This window comes from Paraburkholderia phenazinium (assembly GCF_900141745.1).
GTDB lineage: Bacteria > Pseudomonadota > Gammaproteobacteria > Burkholderiales > Burkholderiaceae > Paraburkholderia > Paraburkholderia phenazinium_B.
The window spans coordinates 1,307,232-1,328,625 of sequence record NZ_FSRM01000001.1 but is presented as its reverse complement, the minus strand read 5'-3'; the positions used below and the strand labels follow the sequence as shown (position 1 = coordinate 1,328,625).

17 protein-coding genes are annotated in these 21,394 nt (G+C 62.3%); 6 read left to right on the top strand and 11 right to left on the bottom strand.

The features are described 5' to 3' along the window. Positions 1–27 precede the first annotated feature (27 nt). Positions 28–975 carry a sugar-binding transcriptional regulator gene (locus tag BUS06_RS06230; RefSeq protein ID WP_074263484.1) on the top strand — a complete coding sequence of 316 codons (948 nt, stop codon included), beginning with the start codon at positions 28–30 and terminating at the stop codon, positions 973–975. 79 nt (positions 976–1,054) lie between these two features. Here BUS06_RS06230 and BUS06_RS06225 read toward each other — a convergent pair whose 3' ends face one another. From BUS06_RS06225 to BUS06_RS06200, 6 genes are all read right to left on the bottom strand, one after another. Beyond that, a complete protein-coding gene (locus BUS06_RS06225) occupies positions 1,055–2,164 on the bottom strand; it encodes an ABC transporter ATP-binding protein (protein WP_074263483.1) in 1,110 nt (369 codons plus the stop codon). Positions 2,165–2,275: 111 nt separating this feature from the next. Beyond that, positions 2,276–2,980, bottom strand: coding sequence for an HAD family hydrolase (locus BUS06_RS06220; RefSeq protein ID WP_074263482.1), 705 nt, complete (start codon positions 2,978–2,980; stop codon positions 2,276–2,278). Beyond that, complete coding sequence (locus tag BUS06_RS06215) at positions 2,977–3,846, bottom strand: carbohydrate ABC transporter permease (protein WP_074263481.1); 870 nt, start codon at positions 3,844–3,846, stop codon at positions 2,977–2,979. Before BUS06_RS06215 ends, BUS06_RS06220 begins: the two co-directional genes overlap by 4 nt. Continuing rightward, positions 3,843–4,778 (bottom strand): carbohydrate ABC transporter permease, encoded by a 936-nt coding sequence (locus BUS06_RS06210; RefSeq protein WP_074263480.1) that lies wholly within the window; start codon positions 4,776–4,778, stop codon positions 3,843–3,845. The genes BUS06_RS06215 and BUS06_RS06210 overlap by 4 nt, the downstream gene beginning before the upstream one ends. 178 nt (positions 4,779–4,956) lie before the next feature. Next, a complete protein-coding gene (locus BUS06_RS06205) occupies positions 4,957–6,279 on the bottom strand; it encodes an ABC transporter substrate-binding protein (protein ID WP_074263479.1) in 1,323 nt (440 codons plus the stop codon). Positions 6,280–6,357: 78 nt separating this feature from the next. Continuing rightward, positions 6,358–7,140 carry an L-iditol 2-dehydrogenase gene (locus BUS06_RS06200; RefSeq protein ID WP_074263478.1) on the bottom strand — a complete coding sequence of 261 codons (783 nt, stop codon included), beginning with the start codon at positions 7,138–7,140 and terminating at the stop codon, positions 6,358–6,360. Between the two features lie 345 nt (positions 7,141–7,485). On the opposite strand from BUS06_RS06200, the gene BUS06_RS06195 reads away from it, so the two are divergent. From BUS06_RS06195 to BUS06_RS06185, 3 genes are read left to right on the top strand one after another with little or no spacing between them, the layout of a single operon-like run. After that, positions 7,486–8,442, top strand: a complete 957-nt coding sequence (locus tag BUS06_RS06195) for a metal ABC transporter solute-binding protein (protein WP_074263477.1) — start codon at positions 7,486–7,488, stop codon at positions 8,440–8,442. Between the two features lie 24 nt (positions 8,443–8,466). Continuing rightward, positions 8,467–9,405 carry an ABC transporter ATP-binding protein gene (locus BUS06_RS06190; protein ID WP_074263476.1) on the top strand — a complete coding sequence of 313 codons (939 nt, stop codon included), beginning with the start codon at positions 8,467–8,469 and terminating at the stop codon, positions 9,403–9,405. Further along, positions 9,398–10,180 (top strand): metal ABC transporter permease, encoded by a 783-nt coding sequence (locus tag BUS06_RS06185; protein ID WP_074263475.1) that lies wholly within the window; start codon positions 9,398–9,400, stop codon positions 10,178–10,180. Before BUS06_RS06190 ends, BUS06_RS06185 begins: the two co-directional genes overlap by 8 nt. 11 nt (positions 10,181–10,191) lie before the next feature. Here the strand turns inward: BUS06_RS06185 and fghA are convergent, their stop codons facing one another. Continuing rightward, complete coding sequence (gene fghA, locus BUS06_RS06180; protein ID WP_074263474.1) at positions 10,192–11,055, bottom strand: S-formylglutathione hydrolase; 864 nt, start codon at positions 11,053–11,055, stop codon at positions 10,192–10,194. 34 nt (positions 11,056–11,089) lie between these two features. Further along, a complete protein-coding gene (locus BUS06_RS06175; protein WP_074263473.1) occupies positions 11,090–12,196 on the bottom strand; it encodes an S-(hydroxymethyl)glutathione dehydrogenase/class III alcohol dehydrogenase in 1,107 nt (368 codons plus the stop codon). Positions 12,197–12,681: 485 nt separating this feature from the next. Between BUS06_RS06175 and BUS06_RS06170 the strand changes: the two genes are divergently transcribed. Then, positions 12,682–14,097, top strand: coding sequence for a nucleobase:cation symporter-2 family protein (locus BUS06_RS06170; RefSeq protein ID WP_074263472.1), 1,416 nt, complete (start codon positions 12,682–12,684; stop codon positions 14,095–14,097). A gap of 234 nt (positions 14,098–14,331) precedes the next feature. Here the strand turns inward: BUS06_RS06170 and BUS06_RS06165 are convergent, their stop codons facing one another. Genes BUS06_RS06165 through BUS06_RS06155 form a run of 3 tightly spaced genes read right to left on the bottom strand, consistent with a single transcriptional unit; the run spans position 14,332 to position 20,308 of the window. After that, the gene (locus BUS06_RS06165; RefSeq protein ID WP_074263471.1) at positions 14,332–15,855 is read right to left on the bottom strand and encodes an efflux transporter outer membrane subunit; all 1,524 of its coding nucleotides are present in this window, start codon (positions 15,853–15,855) and stop codon (positions 14,332–14,334) included. Between the two features lies 1 nt (position 15,856). Then, on the bottom strand, positions 15,857–19,066 hold the full coding sequence (locus BUS06_RS06160) for an efflux RND transporter permease subunit (protein ID WP_074263470.1): 3,210 nt from the start codon (positions 19,064–19,066) through the stop codon (positions 15,857–15,859). A gap of 15 nt (positions 19,067–19,081) precedes the next feature. Next, positions 19,082–20,308 carry an efflux RND transporter periplasmic adaptor subunit gene (locus tag BUS06_RS06155; protein WP_074263469.1) on the bottom strand — a complete coding sequence of 409 codons (1,227 nt, stop codon included), beginning with the start codon at positions 20,306–20,308 and terminating at the stop codon, positions 19,082–19,084. Between the two features lie 422 nt (positions 20,309–20,730). Between BUS06_RS06155 and BUS06_RS06150 the strand changes: the two genes are divergently transcribed. Then, positions 20,731–21,390, top strand: coding sequence for a TetR family transcriptional regulator (locus tag BUS06_RS06150; protein WP_074263468.1), 660 nt, complete (start codon positions 20,731–20,733; stop codon positions 21,388–21,390). Positions 21,391–21,394: the final 4 nt, after the last annotated feature.

Here is a 21,394-nt window from a genome sequence, read left to right as displayed (position 1 = left end):
CTCGGCGCAAACCACAAGAAGCCCACCGTGCCCAAGTCCAACGAAAAACTCGACCTCGCCACACGCGCCGCGTGGCTCTACTACGTCGCAGGCAACACCCAGAACGAGATCGCAGAGAAACTGCAGGTGTCGCGCCCGGTGGCACAGCGGCTGGTCGCATTCGCGGTCGAGAAAAACCTGATACGCGTGCGGGTCGATCATCAGCTCGCCGATTGCCTTGCGCTCGCCGAGCAGTTATCGAAGCGCTATGGCCTCGCGATGTGCGAAGTGGTACCGGTCGACAACGACACCGCCGAGGAAGTCGACCGCAAGCTCGCCGTCGCCGGCGCGCAGGTGATGGAACGCTATCTGAACGAAGAAAAGCCAATGGTGGTCGCGGTGGGCAGCGGCCGGACGCTCAAAGCCGCGGTCGACCAGATCGCCCAGCTGGAGCGTCCGCAACACCGGTTGGTATCGATGGTCGGGGCGATCGCCCAGGACGGCTCCTCGAACCGCTACGACGTCGCGCTGCACATTTCGGAGAAGACCGGCGGCAAGCATTTTCTGCTGCCCGCGCCGCTGCTCGCCGATAGCGAGGCCGAGCGCGCGCAGTGGTGCAATCACCGTCTGTACCGGATCGTCGAATCGCTGACGGGCGAGGCCGATGTGGCGTTTGTCGGGATTGGCAACATCGGACCGCACTGCCCGCTATACGAGGATGGGTTTATTACGTCGAGCGAAGTGAAGGAGCTCGTGCAAAACAAGGCGGTGGCCGAGATCCTCGGTCTGCCGATCGACGCAGCGGGTGGGCACGTCGAATCGTCGACGGGGCAGCGCGTCACCAGCGTGGCGCTGGATTCGCCGCCGCGGCGGCCCACGATTGGCTTCGCCGGCGGCGAGCGCAAACGCGAGGCGGTGATTGCAGTGCTCAAAGGCGGATGGCTGTCGGGGCTGGTGACCGACGAGTTGTGCGCACGAGCGGCGCTGGAGGCGTGAACGCTACTGGCAAGATGCGCCGGCTATACGCGGCGCACCTTGTGTTCTTCGCGGTCTTCGGGGTCTTCGCGTTCTTCGCTTAAGCAGCCAGTACCTCGACAATCTTGCGCTGGAACGCTTTCCCTTGGGCATCGAACAGATGGCAATGCTCGGGCGTCGCGCCGAGCTTCTGCGTCTCGCCCTTCGTATGCCGTTCGAGCGGCGGAATACGCGCAATCAGACCCTCCGGCGACACACTCGATTCCGCGTACAGATAGGCCGCATCCCCAAGCGATTCAATCGCCATCGTGCGTGCCGAAACGCCGTCATCGGTCGTGCCGACGTGCAGATGCTCGGGGCGAATCCCAACCGTCACCTTGTCGCCCTGCTTCACCGTGCCCGGCTCCACTGCAACGCGCTGGGTCTCGCCGGTTTCGTAGCGCACCGTGACGCCGTCGTGCGTAACCGACTGCACCACGCCCTCCATGAAGTTCATTTTCGGCGAGCCGATAAAGCCTGCCACGAAGCGGTTGGCCGGCGCGTGATACAGCATCGTCGGGCTGCCAACCTGCTCGACATTGCCCGCCGACAGCACCACGATCTTGTCCGCCAGCGTCATGGCCTCGACCTGATCGTGCGTCACGTAGATCATCGTGGTCTTCAGCTCGTCGTGCAGACGGGCGAACTCCAGGCGCATCTTCACGCGCAGCGCGGCATCGAGGTTCGACAGCGGTTCGTCGAAGAGGAACACCTTCGGCTTGCGCGTAATCGCACGGCCGATGGCCACGCGTTGCCGCTGGCCGCCCGACAACTGCTTGGGCTTGCGGTCGAGCAGGTGGTCGATGTGCAGAATCTTCGCTGCATTGCGCACCGCCGCGTCGATCTCCGGCTTCTTGGTGCCGGCAAGCTTCAGCCCGAACGCCATGTTGTCGTACAGCGTCATGTGCGGATAAAGCGCGTATGACTGGAACACCATCGCAATGCCGCGCTTGGCTGGCGGCACGTCGTTCACGCGCGTGCCGTCGATATTCAGATCGCCGCTCGTGATGTCCTCGAGGCCGGCGATCATGCGCATCAGCGTCGATTTCCCGCAGCCGCTCGGGCCCACGAACACAACGAACTCACCGTCCGCGATGTCGAGATTGACGTCGCGCATCACTTCATTGTCGTCGTAGGCTTTTCTGATGTTGCGCAGAGTTAAGCTTGCCATGATGTGTCTCCGTATGTTTCTCGTACTACGTTAATCCAGTTTGACAGCGTCCGCTAGCGGCGTGTGCCTGTCTCTTTCCGCACCCGGCTCGCAAACCCTCTCAATACCTTCTCAATGCAATGCCGCCGTCACGCGCTGGGTCCATAGCGCCACCAGCTCGGGCAGTTGCGTCATATCGTCGAATACGTGTGAGGCACCCGCCGCGTGCAACGCGCCGATCTGCGCCTCGCTCGCGTGACCGCCTCCGATAAAGCCCAGCACCGTCATTCCTGCCGCGCTCGCCGCCGTCACGCCGGTGACGCTGTCTTCCACGACCAGACAGGCGCTGCTCGCCAGACCGAAACCCTTTGCCGCCGCCAGATACACGTCCGGAGCGGGCTTCGGCATGGCGACGGCATCGGCACAGTACAGCCGGCCATCGAAGAACTTCTCGAGGCCCGTGCGCGCCAGCACCGTTTGCACATACGCCTTGAAGCTGTTGCTCGCGCATGCCTTGATAAGCGGAATCTGCGCGAGTGCCTCGGCAATGCCGGCGACTGCAGGTGCCTGCATCGCCGCAGCTTCGACGGCGTGGCGTATCGAGGCCATGTCTTCCGCGCTCAGGCTGCGGCCAAGTTGCGCGGCCGCGTTTTCGAGCACCCGTTCGATGCGCAACCCAAGCAGTGGCAGCACCACCGGTTCGACGTCGGTATCCGGCCAGCGCGCCTCCAGCTCATGCACCAGCATGCGCGCCGCCACCGCTTCGCTGTCGATCAGGACACCGTCGCAATCGCAGATCAACGCCAGCCGGTTACCAGTCACGGGGTTACCGGTCATTTAACCGCCCCGAACGTCAGCCCACGCACCAGTTGCTTCTGCGACAGCCAGCCGACGATCAGGATCGGCGCCACCGCCAGCAGCGAAGCGGCCGAAAGCTTGGCCCAGAACAACCCTTCAGGACTCGAGTACGACGCGATAAACACCGTCAGCGGCGCCGCGTTCGAACTGGACAGGTTGATACTCCAGAACGCCTCGTTCCACGACAGAATGACCAGCAGCAGCGCCGTGGAAGCCAGGCCCGGCAGCGACATCGGCATCAGCAGGAAGACGATTTCCTGCCAGGTCGCCGCGCCATCCATGCGGCCTGCTTCAAGAATATCGCGCGGAATCTCGGCGAAGTACGTGAAGGTCATCCACACCGCAATCGGCAGATTGATCAGCGTGTAGACGATCACGAGCCCCGACACCGTATCGAGCAGCCCGGAGTTCTTCCACAGCAGATAGATCGGCACCAGCACGCCCACCGACGGCATCATCTTCGTCGACAGCATCCACAGCAGCAGCTTCTGCGTGCGGCGGGTCGGAAAGAACGCCATCGCGTAAGCACATGGCACGGCGAGCAACAGGCACAGCACCGTGACGCCCGCCGAAATCAGCACCGAATTCCACGCGAACGAGAAATAGTTGCTGCGTGCGAACACCTCACGGAAGCTGTCCAGCGTCGGGATGAAAAACAGCGACGACGCATAAGCCTGCTGCTCGGTCTTGAACGCGGTAATCGTCATCCAGAAGATCGGGAAGAACAGCAGCAACGCGATCAGCCATGCGAACACACCAGGAATCGCGCGCTTGAAGACGGCCCACGGCGCATTCTTCGACGAGGTGGCCGACGACGAAACAGGTGAAGCGGCAACGTGGCTCATTTTTCGTACTCCCCTTTCAGGTTCTTCGCGAGCATGCGGACAAGGAAGAACGACACGATGTTCGCCAGCACCACCGCGAGAATCCCGCCGGCCGAGGCGAGGCCCACGTCGAACTGTTGCAGGCCGAGCGAATAGATCAGGTAAGACAGATTGGTGGTCGCCGTGCCTGGGCCGCCGCCTGTCGTCGTATAGATTTCAGCGAAGATCGACAGCAGGAAAATGGTCTCCATCATCACCACCACTGCAATCGCCCGTTTCAGGTGAGGCAGTGTGATGTAGAAGAACATCGAGAAGGCACCCGCGCCGTCGATCTTGGCCGCTTCCTTCTGCTCCTGGTCGAGCGACTGGATGGCCGTGAACAAAATCAGGAACGCGAACGGTAACCACTGCCACGAGACGATCATGATGATCGCGGTGAGCGGATAGTCGGCGAACCAGTCGATCGGCTGCATGCCTATGGCGCGCATACCCTGCGCGATCAGGCCGTACACCGGATGCAGGATCATGTTCTTCCAGATCAGCGCGCTGACCGTCGGCATCACGAAGAACGGCGCAATCGCCAGCAGCCGTGCGACACCCTGGCCGTAGAACTTACGGTCGAACAGCACCGACATCAGCACGCCGCCCACTACCGTAATCACCAGCGTGGCGATAATCAGTTCGAGCGTGTGTCCGATCGACGGTCCAAACGACGGGTCTGTAGCGAGGTACTTGTAGTTGTCGATCCCCGCAAAGCCCTTTTCATCAGGATTGAGCAGGTTGTAATGCGAGAACGAAAACCAGATCGTCATCGCCAACGGAATCGCCATCCACAGTACCAGTACAGCAGTGGACGGCGCCGCTAACCAGCGCGCGGAATTGGCTTTGCGCGTTTCGCGCTCTTTTTCGGTCTGGGGAGTGGCATGCATGAGAGGAAGGCGCAGAGGACGCATGATGTGACCACCTGTTCGGTAAAGCGCGGTAAACGCGCGGCTGAAGGTTCAGCCCGAGGTGCTGCCGGTCGCGGCGAAGCGGGTGCGACCGGGACGTGGCTCAGGCGTAACGGCTCAGCCGCGACGGCCCGCTGTGCTGCAAGGGCCGGCCGACTGGCGTCGGCCGGCGTGTTTCACGTCACTTCAGATAACCGGCCTGCCGCACAGCGCGTTCGGCAGTAGCCTGTCCGGCTGCCAGTGCCTGGTCGACGGTCATCTGTCCGGCGAGGGCACCCGAGATGCTTTGGCCCACTACCGTACCAAACGACTGAAACTCAGGAATGCCGACGAACTGCACACCGGTGTACGGCACCGGTTTGAGCGTCGGATGATTCGGATCAGCCGTTTCGATCGCCTTCAGCACGAAGTCGGCAAACGGTGCGGCCGCCTTGTACTCAGGACGAGCATAGGTCGACTGACGGGTTCCCGGAGGCGCCGAGGCCCAGCCTTCATCCTTCGCGACCATCTCGATGTATTCCTTCGAGGTGGCCCACGCGATGAACTTCTTCGCAGCATCAGCCTGCTTGGACGACTTCGGAATTGCCAGCGCCCAAGCCCACAGCCAGTGTGCGCCGTTCGGCGTCACTTCGGTCGGAGCGGCAGCAAAACCCACCTTGTCGGCGATCTGCGATTGCTGCTTGTTGTACAGCATGCCGGCCGCCACCGTCGCATCGATCCACATCGCGCATTTGCCCGATGACATCAGCGTCAGGTTTTCGTTGAAGCCGTTCGAGCTCGCTCCCGGAGGGCCGTCTTTTTGCAGCAGGTTGACGTAGAAGCCGATAGCCTTCTTCCATTCCGGCGACGTGAGCTGCGGTTCCCACTTCTCGTTGAACCAGCGGCCGCCGAAGGTGTTCACGACCGTGGTCGCGTACGCCATGTTTTCGCCCCAGCCGGCCTTGCCGCGCAGGCAGATACCGTAGATGCCGTTGGCCTTGTCGGTGAGCTTGTCGGCGAATTGCTGGATCTGGTCATAAGTCGGCTGATCCGGCATCGTCAGACCCTTCGCTGCGAACAGGTCCTTGCGGTAGTACGTCATCGAGCTTTCGACGTAGAACGGCAACGCGTACAGCGAGCCGTTGTACGACAGCCCCTCGCGCGCCGTCTTCACGACGTCGTTCAGATCATAGGCCGCGGGCAGGTTCGTGATCGGGGTGAGCCAGCCGCGCTTGCCCCATTGAGGCGTCTCGTACGCACCGATCGTCATCACGTCGAACTGGCCGCTGCCGGTCGTGATGTCGGTGGTGGCGCGCTGACGCAGCACGTTTTCTTCCAGGATCACCCAGTTCAGCTTGATGTCCGGATTGGCCTGCTCGAACGCCGGCGACAGCTTCTTCAGCTCGATCATGTCCGGGTTGTTCAACGTCGCGATCGTCACCGTCCCGGCCGTGGCGTTCAACGCTGCGCACGCAACGGCGGCGGCACCGACGGCCTTGAGCGCGGGTTTCATGGCTGCTTTCATCACTTGTCTCCTTTCTAGTACGTTATGTTTTACTGCGTTGTTGTGCAAACGGGCGTTAAGCAGGTAAGGGCCCACGGGTTAGCTCATCCAGTTGCCGCCATCGACGTTCAGCGTCTGTGCGGTGATGTAATCAGCATCAGCGGAAGCAAGGAACAACGCTGCGCCGGTCAGGTCGTCGGGAACACCCATACGGCCGAGCGGCACCGCCTCGCCGACCAGACGCTTCTTTTCGCCGGGCTGACGGTTCTCATATTTCGCGAAGAGCGCGTCGACCTGATCCCACATCGGCGTATCCACGACCCCGGGTGCGATCCCGTTGACGTTGATCTTGTGCGGCGCCAGCGCCAGTGCAGCGGACTGCGTATAGCTTAGTACGGCGGCTTTGGTTGCGCAGTAGTGTGAAACGAGTGCCTCGCCGCGCCGGCCGGCCTGCGATGACATGTTGATGATCTTGCCGCCGTGGCCCTGCTCGACCATGCGCTGGGCGACGGCCTGCATCAGGAAGAACATGCCTTTGACGTTGACGGCGAAGAGGCGGTCGAAGACGTCCCAGGATTCGTCGAGAATCGGACGCATGTCGAACAGCGCAGCGTTGTTGAAGAGAATATCGATCTGGCCGAAGCGTTCGACCGTGCTTGCGACAATGCGCTGGATGTCCTCGCGGCGCGTGACGTCGGCGCTGATGGTCAGCACCCGGTCGCCGTCCGCGTTGCGCAGCGCTGCTCCGAAGCCGTCAGCCGGCTTGACGTCGACCAGCACGCAACGCGCACCTTCGTCCAGATACCGGCGGGCAACGGCTTCGCCGATTCCGCTCGCTGCACCTGTGAGGATCGCCACTTTCCCTTGCAATCGCGTTGCCACTGCGTGTCTCCGGTTCGTTTCGAGTTTTGTCGCGCGGTGAGCGAACGCTCGTTGCGCGAACAATTGCTCTGTTGGTGATCGAATGATCGGATACGCGTCCGGTCATGTCAAGGCGGTTAACGAGATTTCGATGGTGCAGCGCGGCAGTGCCGGGGGGAGTCAGCTCGTCGTGCTCTGCCGAGGCCGCGGCACGCACCTGTGGCGGCAATACGCCGGCAGCGGACTGCCCTCAGCCGCTGACAAACTTATTAGATACGTTATATCATTGCATCCCCGCTTAACCGCGAAGCTCTCCCGGATCGGCCGGCACCCTTCGCATTCAACTCTTTAGCAGCAGGGATACCGATGAACAAACTCAGCTTGAAGTGGCACGATGCGCGCCGTGCGCTCAGCCTGTCGAAGTATCTGGTGGCCGGCGCCGCCGTGCTGGCGCTCGGCCAGGGCGCCTTCGCGCAGGATGCGAAGATCCAGGTGGTGGCCGCGGAGAACTTCTACGGGGACGTGGTGCATCAGTTGGGCGGCGACCATGTGGACGTCACCAGCATCCTGAGCAACCCGGACGAAGATCCGCATCTGTTCGAAGCGAGCCCGAAGACCGCCCGCGCATTGCAGCACGCGAACCTTGTGGTCTACAACGGCGCCGATTACGATCCGTGGATGGCGAAGCTGCTGAACGCATCGAAGAACAATGCAAAGCGCACGATCATCGTCGCCGCCGACCTGATCGGCAAGAAAAGCGGCGACAATCCGCACCTCTGGTATAACCCGGCAACCATGCCCGCAGTAGCCCGTGCAGTCACCACGGCACTCGAAACGGCTGACCCGGCGAACAAGTCGGCGTACGATGCGAACCTCGCGAAGTTTCTCGATTCGCTCAAGCCGATCGACGCCAAGGTGGCCGATCTGCACGGCCGCTATGCCGGCGTGCCGGTGACGGCGACGGAACCGGTGTTCGGCTACATGTCGGATGCCATCGGCCTGACGATGCGCAATATGCGCTTCCAGCTGGCGACAATGAACGACACGGAAGCGAGCGCATCGGATATCGCCGCGTTCGAACGCGACCTGCGCGAAAAGCGCGTGCGGGTCCTGATCTATAACAGCCAGGCAACCGAGGCCCTGACCAAACGCATGTTGAAACTCGCGCAGCAATCGCACGTGCCGACCATGAGCGTCACGGAAACGGAACCGGCCGGCAAGAACTACCAGGTGTGGATGCTCTCGCAACTGGACGCTCTCTCCGCGGCGCTGGCGGCGGGTGATAACGGTGCGCCGGCAGCGGCGTCAGCGGTAGCCAAATAAGGCAGTAACCAACGGAACCACGTAATGACTCTGACTGGCCGCACACCATCCAATGCCGCGCCGGTTCTCGAACTCGAGAACGTGACGCTGGAACTGGGCGGCCGTGCCATCCTGCGCGACACCAGTCTGCAGGTGAATCAAGGCGAATTCATCGGCGTGCTCGGGCCGAACGGCGCGGGTAAAACCACACTGATGCGTGCCGTGCTCGGCCTCGTGCCGGCGGCGAGCGGCACGATCCGCGTCCTCGGTCAGCCGGTAGTGCGCGGCAACGCGTCGATCGGCTATATGCCGCAGACGCGCGCCGCGCTCGCCGGCCGCCGCGTGCGCGGCCGCGATTTTGTCGCGATGGCGGCCGATGGTCATCGCTGGGGTCTGCCGCACGCCGACGCGAAAACGCGCGCAGATGTGGAACGCGTGCTGGATCTGGTGGGCGGTCGCGCGCTGGCGGCGCGGCCTTTGTCCGAGCTGTCGGGCGGCGAGCGTCAGCGTCTGTTGCTCGCGCAGTGCCTGCTCGGCAATCCCAAACTGCTGCTGCTCGATGAGCCGCTGATCAGTCTGGACCCGCATCATCAGAAAAGCGTGGTCGAACTGGTGCGCAACGTGCAGCAGGAACTGGGCATCGCGGTGCTGTTCTCTGCGCACGAACTCAACCCGCTGCTACATGCGCTCGACCGGGTGCTGTACCTGGGCAGCGGAGTCGCAGCACTCGGCACGGTTGATGAAGTGATCACGAAGCCGGTGCTGTCGCGGCTCTACGGCTCGGCCATCGACGTGATGCGCGTGAATGGCCGCATCTTCGTGATGTCAGGCGACGTCGAAGTCGAAAAGCACGATCACGAACACGAAGACGACGCCCATGATCACGATCATGGCGGCGCGTCGGGCCACGGGCATAAGCACGGCCATGGCCACTCACACGGCCATCACCACGCCTCACGCGACGGACACACGAACGATGTTTGAATACGATTTCATGGTGAACGCATTCGCGGCGTCGGGGATCGTCGCGGTGCTGGCGGGGATTGTTGGTTATTTTCTGGTGATGCGCGGACAGACGTTCGCGGGTCACGCGCTCTCGCACGTCGGCTTCACCGGTGCGACCGGCGCGGTGCTGCTTGGCATCTCGCCGATCTGGGGGATGATTGGTTTCACGTTGGCAGCAGGTGTCGGCATGGGCGCGCTCGGCGAGAAACTCGCGGGGCGCGATGTGGCGATCGGCGTGATCCTCTCGCTCGCGCTCGGCTTCGGGCTGCTGTTTCTACACTTCTTTACCGCTTACGCGACTCAGGTCACCGCGCTGCTGTTCGGCAATGTACTCGGCGTGAACGCGTCCACGCTGGGCGTGCTCGCGGGACTCGGCCTGCTCAGCCTGCTGGCGCTCGCCGCGATCATGCGGCCGTTGCTGTTCGCTTCGTTACAACCGGAACTGGCCGAGGCCAAGGGCGTGTCGCTGCGGCTCGTGTCGGTGCTGTTTCTGGCGATTGCCGCGCTGGCAGTGGCGGCATGTACGCAGATCGTCGGCGTGTTGCTGGTGTTCACGCTGATGGTAGGGCCGGCGGCCGCGGCGCAGAACCTCACCACGAGGCTCTCCACCGGGCTCGTGCTCGCGGCGCTGCTCGCGCTGGTGCAAGCTTGGCTTGGACTCACGCTCGCGTTCTATACGGATTGGCCGACGAGCTTCTGGATCACCGCGCTAGCCGCCTTGGTATATGGCGGGAGTTTGCTAGGCCGGCGGTGAGGGATCGCGCATCAGGCGAGCAAAACCTTCGCGTGATGCGCAATGTGATCCTCGATGAACGTCGAGATGAAAAAGTACCCGTGGTCGTAACCCACGTGACGCCGCAACATCAATGGCTGTCCCGCGGCATGGCACGCCGCTTCGAACACATCGGGGTATAACTGCTCGGAAAGAAACTGGTCCGACAGACCCTGATCGATCAGAATCCCCTCCGCGAACTTGTGCGACGTGTTCGCCACCAGTTCGCTCGCGTCGTACGCCTTCCACGCTTCCCGATCCTGGCCCAGATATCCGCCGAACGCCTTCTCGCCCCACGGAGCGATCGAGGGCGCCGCAATCGGCGCGAACGCCGACACCGAGCGGTAAATCTGTGGATTGCGTAGCGCCAGCATCAGCGCGCCGTGGCCGCCCATCGAGTGACCGAAGATGCCGAGCCGCTCGCCGTCCACCGGCAGATTCGCCAGCACCGTTTCTCGCAGTTCGTCGCGCACGTACGAGTACATCCGGAAGTGCTTCGACCAGGGTTCCTCGGTCGCATCGACATAGAACCCCGCACCCACGCCGAAGTCCCATGCCGCGCTTTCGCCCGGGATACCCGCACCGCGCGGACTGGTGTCCGGTGCGATCAGCGCAATCCCGTGCTGCGCGGCGAAGCGCTGCGCGCCTGCCTTGATCGGGAAGGTTTCCTCGGTACAGGTGAGACCCGCGAGGTAGAACAGCGCCGGCACCTTCACCTCCGCGGCATCGGCTCCCTGCGTGGCTTGCGGCGGCAGATACACCGCAAAACGCATCGGCAGCCCGATTACCTTCGACTCATGCTTGTAGATACGCTGCGCGCCGCCGTAGCAGGTGTGATTGGCTAGCAGTTCGAGCATCGCGCCCTCCCTTGAATGCAAGGTGAATCCGGCATCAGTACAGCACGACCGAGCGGATCGACTCGCCCTTCTTCATCAGGTCGAAGCCTTCGTTGATGCGATCGAGCGGCAGACGGTGCGTGATCAGATCGTCGATGTTGATCTTGCCTTCCATATACCAGTCGACGATCTTCGGCACATCAGTGCGGCCACGCGCGCCGCCGAACGCGGAGCCCTTCCATTGACGGCCCGTCACGAGCTGGAACGGACGCGTGCTGATTTCTTCACCCGCTGCTGCCACGCCGATGATGAACGACTGTCCCCAGCCCTTGTGCGTGCACTCGAGCGCCTGGCGCATCACCTTCGTGTTGCCGATGCATTCGAACGAGTAGTCGGCGCCGCCATCGGTCAGTTGAACGATATGATCGACGACGTTCTCGACTTCAGTCGGGTTGATGAAGTGCGTCATGCCGAACTTCTTTGCGAGTTCGACGCGCCCCGGGTTCAGATCGACGCCGATGATCTTGTCCGCGCCCACCATCTTCGCGCCCTGGATCACGTTCAGCCCGATCCCGCCGAGACCGAACACCACCACATTCGCACCCGCCTCGACCTTGGCCGAGTACACCACTGCGCCGACGCCAGTCGTCACACCGCAGCCGATGTAGCAGATCTTGTCGAACGGCGCGTCTTCACGGACCTTCGCCACCGCGATCTCCGGCACGACGATGTAGTTCGAGAACGTCGACGTCCCCATGTAATGGAACAACGGCTTGCCGTCCAGAGAGAAGCGCGAAGTGGCATCCGGCATGAGCCCTTTGCCCTGCGTCGATCGAATCGCCTGGCAGAGATTGGTCTTGCGCGACAGACAGAACTTGCACTGACGGCACTCCGGCGTGTAGAGCGGAATCACGTGATCGCCCTTCTTCAGGGTGCCGACGCCCGGCCCGACATCGACGATTACGCCCGCGCCTTCATGGCCGAGAATCGCTGGGAAGATGCCTTCCGGGTCCGCGCCCGACAACGTGTAGTAGTCGGTGTGGCAGATGCCGGTGGCTTTCACTTCGATCAGCACTTCGCCGGCACGCGGCCCTTCCAGATCGACTTCCTCGATCGTCAACGGTGCGCCGGCCTTCCATGCGATGGCTGCTTTCGTCTTCATGGTGAATGCTCCTGTAGTTCTTGAATCAATCTCGTGATGCGCGGCTTGAACCTTCAACACGACCGGCGCCTATGATCGCTGAAAACTGCGGCGCGCGTATTCCAGCGTTCACCACCGCCAGTTCAAGGCATGTGTCATCGACGATTGCATGTTTGAGAGAGCGGGGGCTCCGGGAAACGCCAATTGCGGGTTTACCCCGCCACTCCGGAAGCGGCGCCAAAACGGCACTATGCGTCGCCTCGAATACACCTCATGGATTCTCACACATATCGCTTTACATCAGCCCCGTGCTGCGGTCCGACCTTCGCACCGCAGCGCGGGGCTCACAGGCTGTTTGCGCGGCCCACGCATTTCGATCGGCTTTCAAATTGCCCCCACCCATATGATCGTCGCGAAGCCCGGAATAGGCCCCAGTGGTCTTGTTGTGCTTTTTCTCTCCGCATACCTTGGAGTCATCCCAAAACGAGATGGTGGAGAGAGACAAAATGCAATCGAACACGGTTCACCCGTGCGACGAGCGACTGCCCGCAGGCCAGTTGCTCACGCTCGGCATTCAGCACGTCCTCGTCATGTATGCCGGCGCAGTGGCGGTGCCGCTGATCGTCGGCAGCGCGCTCAAACTGCCGAAGGATCAGATTGCGTTCCTGATCAGCGCCGATCTCTTCTCCTGCGGCATCGCCACGCTGATCCAGACGCTCGGCCTGTGGATCTTCGGCATTCGCCTGCCCGTCATCATGGGCTGCACGTTTGCGGCCGTCGGCCCGATGGTGGCGATCGGCACCAACCCGAGTCTGGGCATTCTCGATATCTTCGGTTCGACGATCGCGGCCGGCGTGGTGGGCATATTACTGGCCCCTGCTGTCGGCAAGCTGTTGCGGTTCTTCCCGCCCGTGGTGATCGGCGTGGTGATCTCGGTGATCGGCTTGTCGCTGATGGAGGTCGGTATCAACTGGGCGGCCGGCGGTGTCGGCAATCCTGATTACGGCAATCCGGTGTATCTGGGCCTGTCGCTCGTCGTGCTCACGCTGATCCTGCTGATCAACAAGTTCGGCAAAGGCTTCGTGGCCAACATCTCCGTGTTGCTCGGCATCGTCGCAGGCTTTGTGATCGCCGCGCTGCTTGGCCGCGTCAACATGGCAGGTGTGACGGCCGCGCCGTGGGTTGGCATCGTGATGCCGTTCCACTTCGGCCTGCCGCACTTCGATCCGCTCGCCATCGCGACGATGGTCACCGTGATGTTCGTCACGTTCATCGAATCGACCGGCATGTTCCTCGCGGTCGGCGATATGGTGGACCGCCCCGTGGATCAGAAGACGCTCGTGCGTGGCCTGCGTGTGGATGGGTTGGGTACGTTGATCGGCGGCATCTTCAACTCGTTCCCGCACACATCGTTCTCGCAGAACGTGGGGCTGATCGGCGTGACGGGTGTGAAAAGCCGCTTCGTCTGCGCGACGGGCGGTGTGATCCTCGTGCTGCTTGGTCTGTTTCCGAAGATGGCTCAGGTGGTCGCATCGGTGCCGGCGTTCGTGCTCGGCGGCGCTGGCATCGTGATGTTCGGGATGGTGGCCGCGAACGGCATCAAGGTGCTGTCGAAGGTCGACTTCGTGAAGAACCACCACAACCTGTTCATCGTCGCGGTGAGTATCGGTCTTGGTCTCGTGCCAGTGGTATCACCGCAGTTTTTCTCCAGGCTGCCGCCGGCGCTTTCGCCGCTATTGCATAGCGGGATTCTGTTGGCATCGGTGTCTGCGGTCGTGCTGAATCTCGTGTTTAACGGCGTCAAAGGAGAGCGTACCGCGAGGCGCGAAATCCGCCGCGCCGGGCATGATTTCGATGGGCGTGGCGGCAATGAAGAAGCCGCTCCTGGCGATGAAATGCTGAGGGCTGCGGATCTGCACTGAGTTTGAATGAGGGAAAAGCTGGTGGGTGCGAGGTGACACTCGTGCGATGCCCGCAAGCCCGAGCGCACAGGCCGCGCGGAAAAGGTCGTGCGATAGACGCGGCAGCGCTGAAACAGAAACGCCACGGCATGCCGTGGCGTTTCTGTTTGCTACGTAAGCAGCAGGCCTCGAATAACAACCTGTGCCTGTCGCTGTAGCGGTAGCTGTAGCTAGCTGCAGCCCCGTACTCCGCGCCTAGTTCACCGCGGGCGCAGAAGCCGCCGCCGTTGCACCCGGCGCCGCGCTGTAGTCCACCGGCGCATCGGCCGGACGCGGTTGATCGCCGCTGTGTTCGATCCACCCACCACCGAGCGACTGATACAGATCGACCAGGTTCGTCAGCCGCGCGACCCGCGCCGAAATCAGTGCCTGCTGCGCCGAATACAGATCGGTCTGCGCAGTCAGCACCGACAGATAGCTGTCCACACCATTGCGATAACGCAGATCCGACAGATCCAGACGCCGCTGTTCCGCGAAGGTATCGCGTTCGAGCGCCGCAATCTGCTCGTCGTACGTGCCGCGCGCCGCGAGTCCGTCCGCCACTTCGCGGAAGGCCGTCTGGATCGCCTTTTCGTACGTCGCGACCTGGATGTTCTTCTGCACGTGAGCGAGATCGAGGTTAGCCTTGTTCTCACCGCCAGCGAAAATCGGCAAGGTGATCGTCGGTGTGAAACCCCACGCCGCCGAACCCGGCTTGAACAGCGTACCCAACGTCGGACTCAGCGTGCCGAAGTTGCCCGTCAACGAAATCTTCGGGAAGAACGCTGCGCGCGCTGCACCGATATTCGCGTTGGCGGCCAGCAGGTTCTCCTCGGCTTCCATGATGTCCGGACGCCGCGTCAACAGATCCGACGGCAAGCCAGCCGGAACATCCGTGAGGAGATTCTGGTTGTCGAGCGTCAGACCCGGCGGCAGATCGTCAGGCAACGGCTCGCCAACCAGCAGCACCAGCGCGTTGACCGCCTGGGCACGCAAGCGCGCCTCGGCCTGGTAGTTCGCGTTGGCCTGCTCGACCACCGTTTGCGCCTGGCGCAGATCGAGCTCGGAACCTGTGCCGTTGTCGAACTGCAGCTTGTTGATCCGATACGATTCCTGCGCGGTCTTCAGCGTGCCTTCGGTGACCTTCAGCAGATCGTCATACGACAGCACCGTCAGATACTGATCCGCCACCTGCGACACCAGCGAGATCTCCGCCGCCTTACGCGCCTGCGCCGTGGCGAGGTATTGATCCAACGCCTGATCCTTCAGGCTGCGAATCCGGCCGAAGAAGTCGAGTTCCCACGAGGCATTCAGTCCGACAGAATATTCGGTGCTGAGCTCCTCGCCCGGCAGCGCGAGATCCGCCGGAGTACGCGTGCGCGTCTCCGAACCCGCCGCGCTGACCGAAGGCAGAAGCCCCGCGCGCACCACCCGGTACTGCGCCTGCGATTGCTGGATATTCAGCACCGACACGCGCAGATCGCGGTTGTTCTTCAACGCAATCTCGATCAACCGTTGCAGGCGCGGATCGACGAAGAAATCGCGCCAGCCGATATCGGACGCAGCCTGGGCGTTCGCGCTACGCGCGCCGCCGTTCGCCGGGCCCGGCTGCGTCGCGTAGACGCCGTCCGTCGGAAACGTTCCCGACACCGGTTCGGCCGGCCGGTCGTACTTCGGCTCCATCGTGCAAGCTGCAGCGAGGAACGCGACCGCCACTGCTATCAAAGAGTGTTTTTGCATCTCAATGTCCTTCCTTGCCCGAGCCGCTTCCATCATGACCGTCGCCCTGCGGATCATGAGGATGGTGCTGGTTATAGTGTTCGAGCGCCGCATCCGGATCTTCCTTCTCGCCGCCGAACTTCGCACGAACCACGACGAAGAACATCGGGATCATGAAAATCGCGAGGAAGGTCGCCGTCAGCATCCCGCCGATCACGCCGGTACCAATTGCATGCTGGCTCGCAGACCCAGCACCGTTACTGATAGCCAGCGGCATCACACCGAGAATGAACGCGAGCGAGGTCATCAGGATTGGCCGCAACCGTAGACGCGCGGCTTCCAGCGCGGCCTCGACCGGCCCCATGCCTTCACCCTGCTGCAGTTCGCGGGCGAATTCCACGATCAGAATCGCGTTCTTCGCCGACAACCCCACGGTGGTCAACAGACCCACCTGGAAGAACACGTCGTTCTCGAGGCCGCGCAGCGTAGCGGCCAGCAGTGCGCCCAACACGCCGAGCGGCACCACCATGATCACCGAGAACGGGATCGACCAGCTTTCATACAGCGCCGCGAGACACAGGAACACCACGAGGATAGAGATGCCGTAGAGGATAGGCGCTTGCGAACCAGACTGGATTTCCTGGAACGACAGACCTGTCCACTCGTAACCAATACCCGCCGGCAGCTTGGCCGCAATCGCCTCGATTGCGGCGTTCGCCTGACCCGTACTCTTGCCAGGCGCAGCCGCACCCTGGATTTCCACCGCGGAAATACCGTTGTAGCGCTCGAGCTTCGGCGAACCGTAGGCCCACGTGCCGGTCGTGAACGCCGAGAACGGGACCATCGTGCCGGCGCCGTTGCGCACGTACCAGTCGTTCAGATCTTCCGGGTTCATCCGGAACGGTGCGTCGGCCTGCAGGTACACCTTCTTGATCCGGCTGTCGGTATCGAGGAAGTTGTTCACATAGGCCGATGCCCAGGCGATCGAGAACGTCTGATCGATCGTGGCGAGCGACACGCCGAGCGCGGCAGCCTTCTCATGGTCGATCGTCACGTTGAACTGCGGCGTGTCGTTCAGCCCGTTCGGACGCACCTGCGCCAACACCGGATCCTTCGCGGCCATGCCGAGCAGCATGTTGCGCGCTTCCATCAGCTTCTCGTGGCCAAGCCCTGCACGGTCTTCCAGTTCAAAGTCGAATCCCGATGCCGTACCCAGTTCCGGAATCGACGGTGGGTTGACCGGATACACCAGCGCATTCTTATAGCCCGCGAAGTGCATGAACAGGCGGCCTACGAGTGCCTGAACCTTCTCGTCAGCATGTTGGCGCTGCGAGTAGTCCTTCATCCGCACGAACACGAGACCCGCGTTCTGGCCGCGGCCGGCAAAGCTGAAACCGTTCACTGTGAAGACGGATTCCACGATGCCCTTCTCTTTGTCGAGCAGGTAGTCGGAAATGTCCTTCAGTGCATGCGCGGTGGTCTCCTGGGTCGAGCCCGACGGCGTCTGCACCAGCACGAACATCGTGCCCTGGTCTTCATCCGGCAGGAACGACTTCGGCAGACGCACGAACAGCATGCCCACCGCCACGATCACCACCAGGTAGATGATGAGCCAGCGGCCCGAGCGCTTGATCACGTGGTGCACACCACTGTGGTACTTGTCGCGGCTCTTCTCGAAGGTCCGGTTGAACCAGCCGAAGAAACCCTTCTTCTCTTCGTGATGACCCTGCGGAATCGGTTTGAGAATCGTCGCGCAGAGTGCCGGCGTCAACACCAATGCGACCAGCACGGACAGCACCATCGCCGACACGATGGTCAGCGAGAACTGCCGGTAAATGGCGCCCACCGAGCCGCCCGAGAACGCCACCGGCACGAACACCGCCGACAGCACGAGCGCCACACCGACCAGCGCACCGGTAATCTGGTCCATGGCCTTGCGGGTCGCGTCGCGTGGCGACAGGCCCTCTTCGGCCATCACCCGCTCGACGTTCTCCACCACCACGATCGCATCGTCCACCAGCAGACCGATGGCGAGCACCAGCCCGAACATGGACAGCACGTTGATCGAGAAGCCCACCGCGCTCATGATCGCGAACGTACCGAGCAGCACCACCGGCACCGCGATCGTCGGAATCAACGTCGCGCGCAGGTTTTGCAGGAACAGGTACATGACCAGGAACACCAGCACGATCCCTTCGAGCAGCGTCTTGACCACTTCTTCGATCGACAGGCGCACGAATGGTGTCGTGTCATACGGATACTTCACGACAAGACCGTGCGGGAAGTACTTCGACAACTGGTCGACCTTCGCGCGCACCGCCTTGGCCGTAGCCAGCGCGTTGGCGCCCGTGGCCAGCTGAATGCCGAAGCCGGCCGTCGGCACACCGTTGTACTTGGTGTCGAAGTTGTAGTTTTCGCCGCCCAGATCGATGCGCGCCACGTCCTTCAGCAGCACGCGCGAGCCGTCCTGATTCACCTTCAGCAGAATGTTGCCGAACTGCTCCGGCGTCTGCAGCAGTGTTGCTTCGCTGATCGTGGCCTGCAGTGCCTGACCCGGTACCGCCGGCGTGCCGCCGAGCGAGCCGCCGGCGACCTGCACGTTCTGCGCGGTCAACGCGGTCTGCACATCGACCGGCGTGAGACCGAAGTTGGTGAGCTTGTTCGCATCGAGCCAGATCCGCATGGCGTACTGCGAGCCGAACAGCGTGACCGTACCCACACCGTCGATCCGGCTGACCGGGTCTTCGATGTTCGACGCGACGTAGTTCGCCAGGTCGTACTTGTTCATGCTGCCGTCTTCGGAGTTGAAGGCCATCACGAGCAGGAAGCTGCTGCTCGACTTGGTGACCTTCGTACCGAGCTGCTGCACGGCCTGCGGAAGCAGCGGCGTAGCCAACTGCAGCTTGTTCTGCACCTGCACCTGTGCGATGTCAGGATTGGTGCCGGCAGCGAACGTCAACGTGATGGTGGCCGTACCCGAGTCATCGGAAGTGGACGAGATATACAGCAAGTGGTCGAGACCGCTCATCTGCTGCTCGATCACCTGCGTGACGGTGTTTTCCACCGTCTTCGCCGATGCGCCCGGGTACGTTGCGCTGATCTGCACGGCCGGCGGCGCGATGGTCGGGTATTGCGCGATCGGTAGCGTAAAGATCGACGCGAGGCCCGCGAGCATCAAAATGATGGCGATCACCCATGCAAAAATAGGGCGATCGATAAAAAACTTTGCCATGAAACAGGCTCCCTGTTATTGCGCGCCCGATGCTGCAGAAGCAGCCTGAGCCGTCTGGGCACCGCTGGCGGCCGGCGCAGCTGCAGCAGCCGCGTCGGAGGAAGCAGGCAGTTGCGCCGCGACAGTCTTGACGTCCATGCCAGGGCGAACCTTGTCGGTCCCCTGCACGATCACGCGGTCACCCGGATTCAGGCCGCTGTCGACCACCCAGTTCGAGCCATACGTGCGCGAGGTGACGAGCTGACGCAACGCGACCTTGTTGTCCGCACCGACGACGAGCGCGGTGGGCGTGCCCTTCTGGTCATGCGTCACGCCGATCTGCGGTACTAGAATCGCCTGATCGTTCACGCCTTCCTCGATGCGCGCGCGCACGAACATGCCCGGCAGCAGCACGCGGTCCTTGTTCTGGAACAGCGCGCGCACGGTGACGGAACCGGTGCTCTGATCGACCGTGACGTCGCTGAACTGCAGCTTGCCCTTCTCGGAGTAGGTGCGGCCGTCTTCGAGAATCAGCGTGACCTTCGCCGCATCCGGACCGCTCGTCTTCAGACGACCTTCCTGCACATCGCGACGCAGCTTGAGGCCGTCGAGACTCGATTGCGTCAGGTCGACGTACATCGGATCCAGTTCCTGGACCGTCGACATCAACGTAGCCGCGCTCGCCTGCACATACGCGCCCGGCGTCACCTGCGAAATGCCGACCTGGCCGCTCACCGGCGAGACGACGTCCGTGTAGCCGAGATTGATCTGCGCGGTATCCACAGCGGCCTTGCCCGAAGCGACGTCCGCCGCAGCCTGGCCTTCCGAAGCGACTGCGTTGTCGTAGTCCTGCTTGCTGACTGCGTTGGCCGCGACCAGCACCTTGTAGCGGCTGGCCTGCGCCGTGACGGACACGAGGTTTGCCTGAGCCTTGGCAAGCGTCGCCTTGGCGCTGTTCAGTTGCGCGATGTAAGGCGCCGGGTCGATCTTGTAAAGACGCTGACCGGCCTTCACTTCGCTGCCTTCGGTGAACTCACGGCGCAGCACGATGCCGTCCACCCGCGCGCGCACTTGCGCCACGAGGAAAGCATTGGTGCGGCCCGGCAATTCGGTGACGACCGGCACGGCCGACGGCTGGACGGTGACGATGCCGACTTCGGGTGTTTGTTGTGGCGGGGCCGATTGTTTTGGTCCGCACGCTGCCAGCAATACGGCAGCCGTCGCGGCACTGATTAAGCGAAATGGAACCCGTTCGACGCGCATGGAGCGACCTCTGTCAAGGCTGAGAGAATGAAAAGTGCGCGCATCCCTACCCCGGGGACGACAGCGCACGCATGCGTCTTACGACGCGTAACCGGAAGCCCAGTGGCGCGGACCCGCTCTGCACCCCGGGCGATATGCGCCAAACCGGGAAATGCCGCACGCCGTCGACCCTTTTGGGACGGCGCATAAGCTTTCTGAAAGGCAACAGTGACGGATATTAACCGGTCGTCACGGCTTGGGCTATCCGATCGATGGGGTGCTATTATATATACATTCGCGAATGCATGTAAAAGTGTCTTTCGCTATCCTTTCAGGCAGTCCAAGGCAATACCTGCTCGCTAAAGACGAAACGCGCGGGCGGATTGTGACGGGCCACGTTTAAAAGTGTCCGGGTAATCCCACCAATACGCAGGTCAGACGAAATGGTCAGAAGGACCAAGGAAGAGGCGTTGGAGACGCGCGCCGGCATTCTCGATGCCGCCGAGAAAGTCTTTTTCGAGAAAGGCGTGTCGCGCACGTCGCTGGCTGACATCGCCCAGGCCGCGGGCGTCACCCGCGGGGCGATCTACTGGCACTTCGCCAACAAAGGTGACCTCTTCACCGAGATGTTCGACCGCGTGCTGCTGCCGCTCGACGAACTGAAGGCCGCGTCGATCAACCCGGAAGAGGCCGATCCGCTCGGACGGCTAATCGAAATCTGCACGCTGTGTCTGCGCGACACCGCGGCCGATCCGCGGCGGCGCCGCGTATTCGACATCCTGTTTCTGAAATGCGAGTTCGTAGAAGATATGGGCCCGGTGATGGTCCGTTATCAGACCAACATGCGTGAGGGGCTCGGCAAGATCGAGATCGGCCTGCGCAACGCAATCTCCAAAGGCCAGATGCCGCCCGATCTCGACACGAAACTGGCAGCCACGATGCTGCATGCGTTCGTTGGCGGTTCGCTGAGGGACATGCTGATTCTGCCCGACTCCACCGATTTCGCCGAGCACGCGCAGCAGATGGTGGAAGCCATGTTCGACGCGCTGCGGCTCAGTCCGGCGTTACGCACCGGCGCGAATGGCGAGGCGAAGAAAGCCTGAGGTC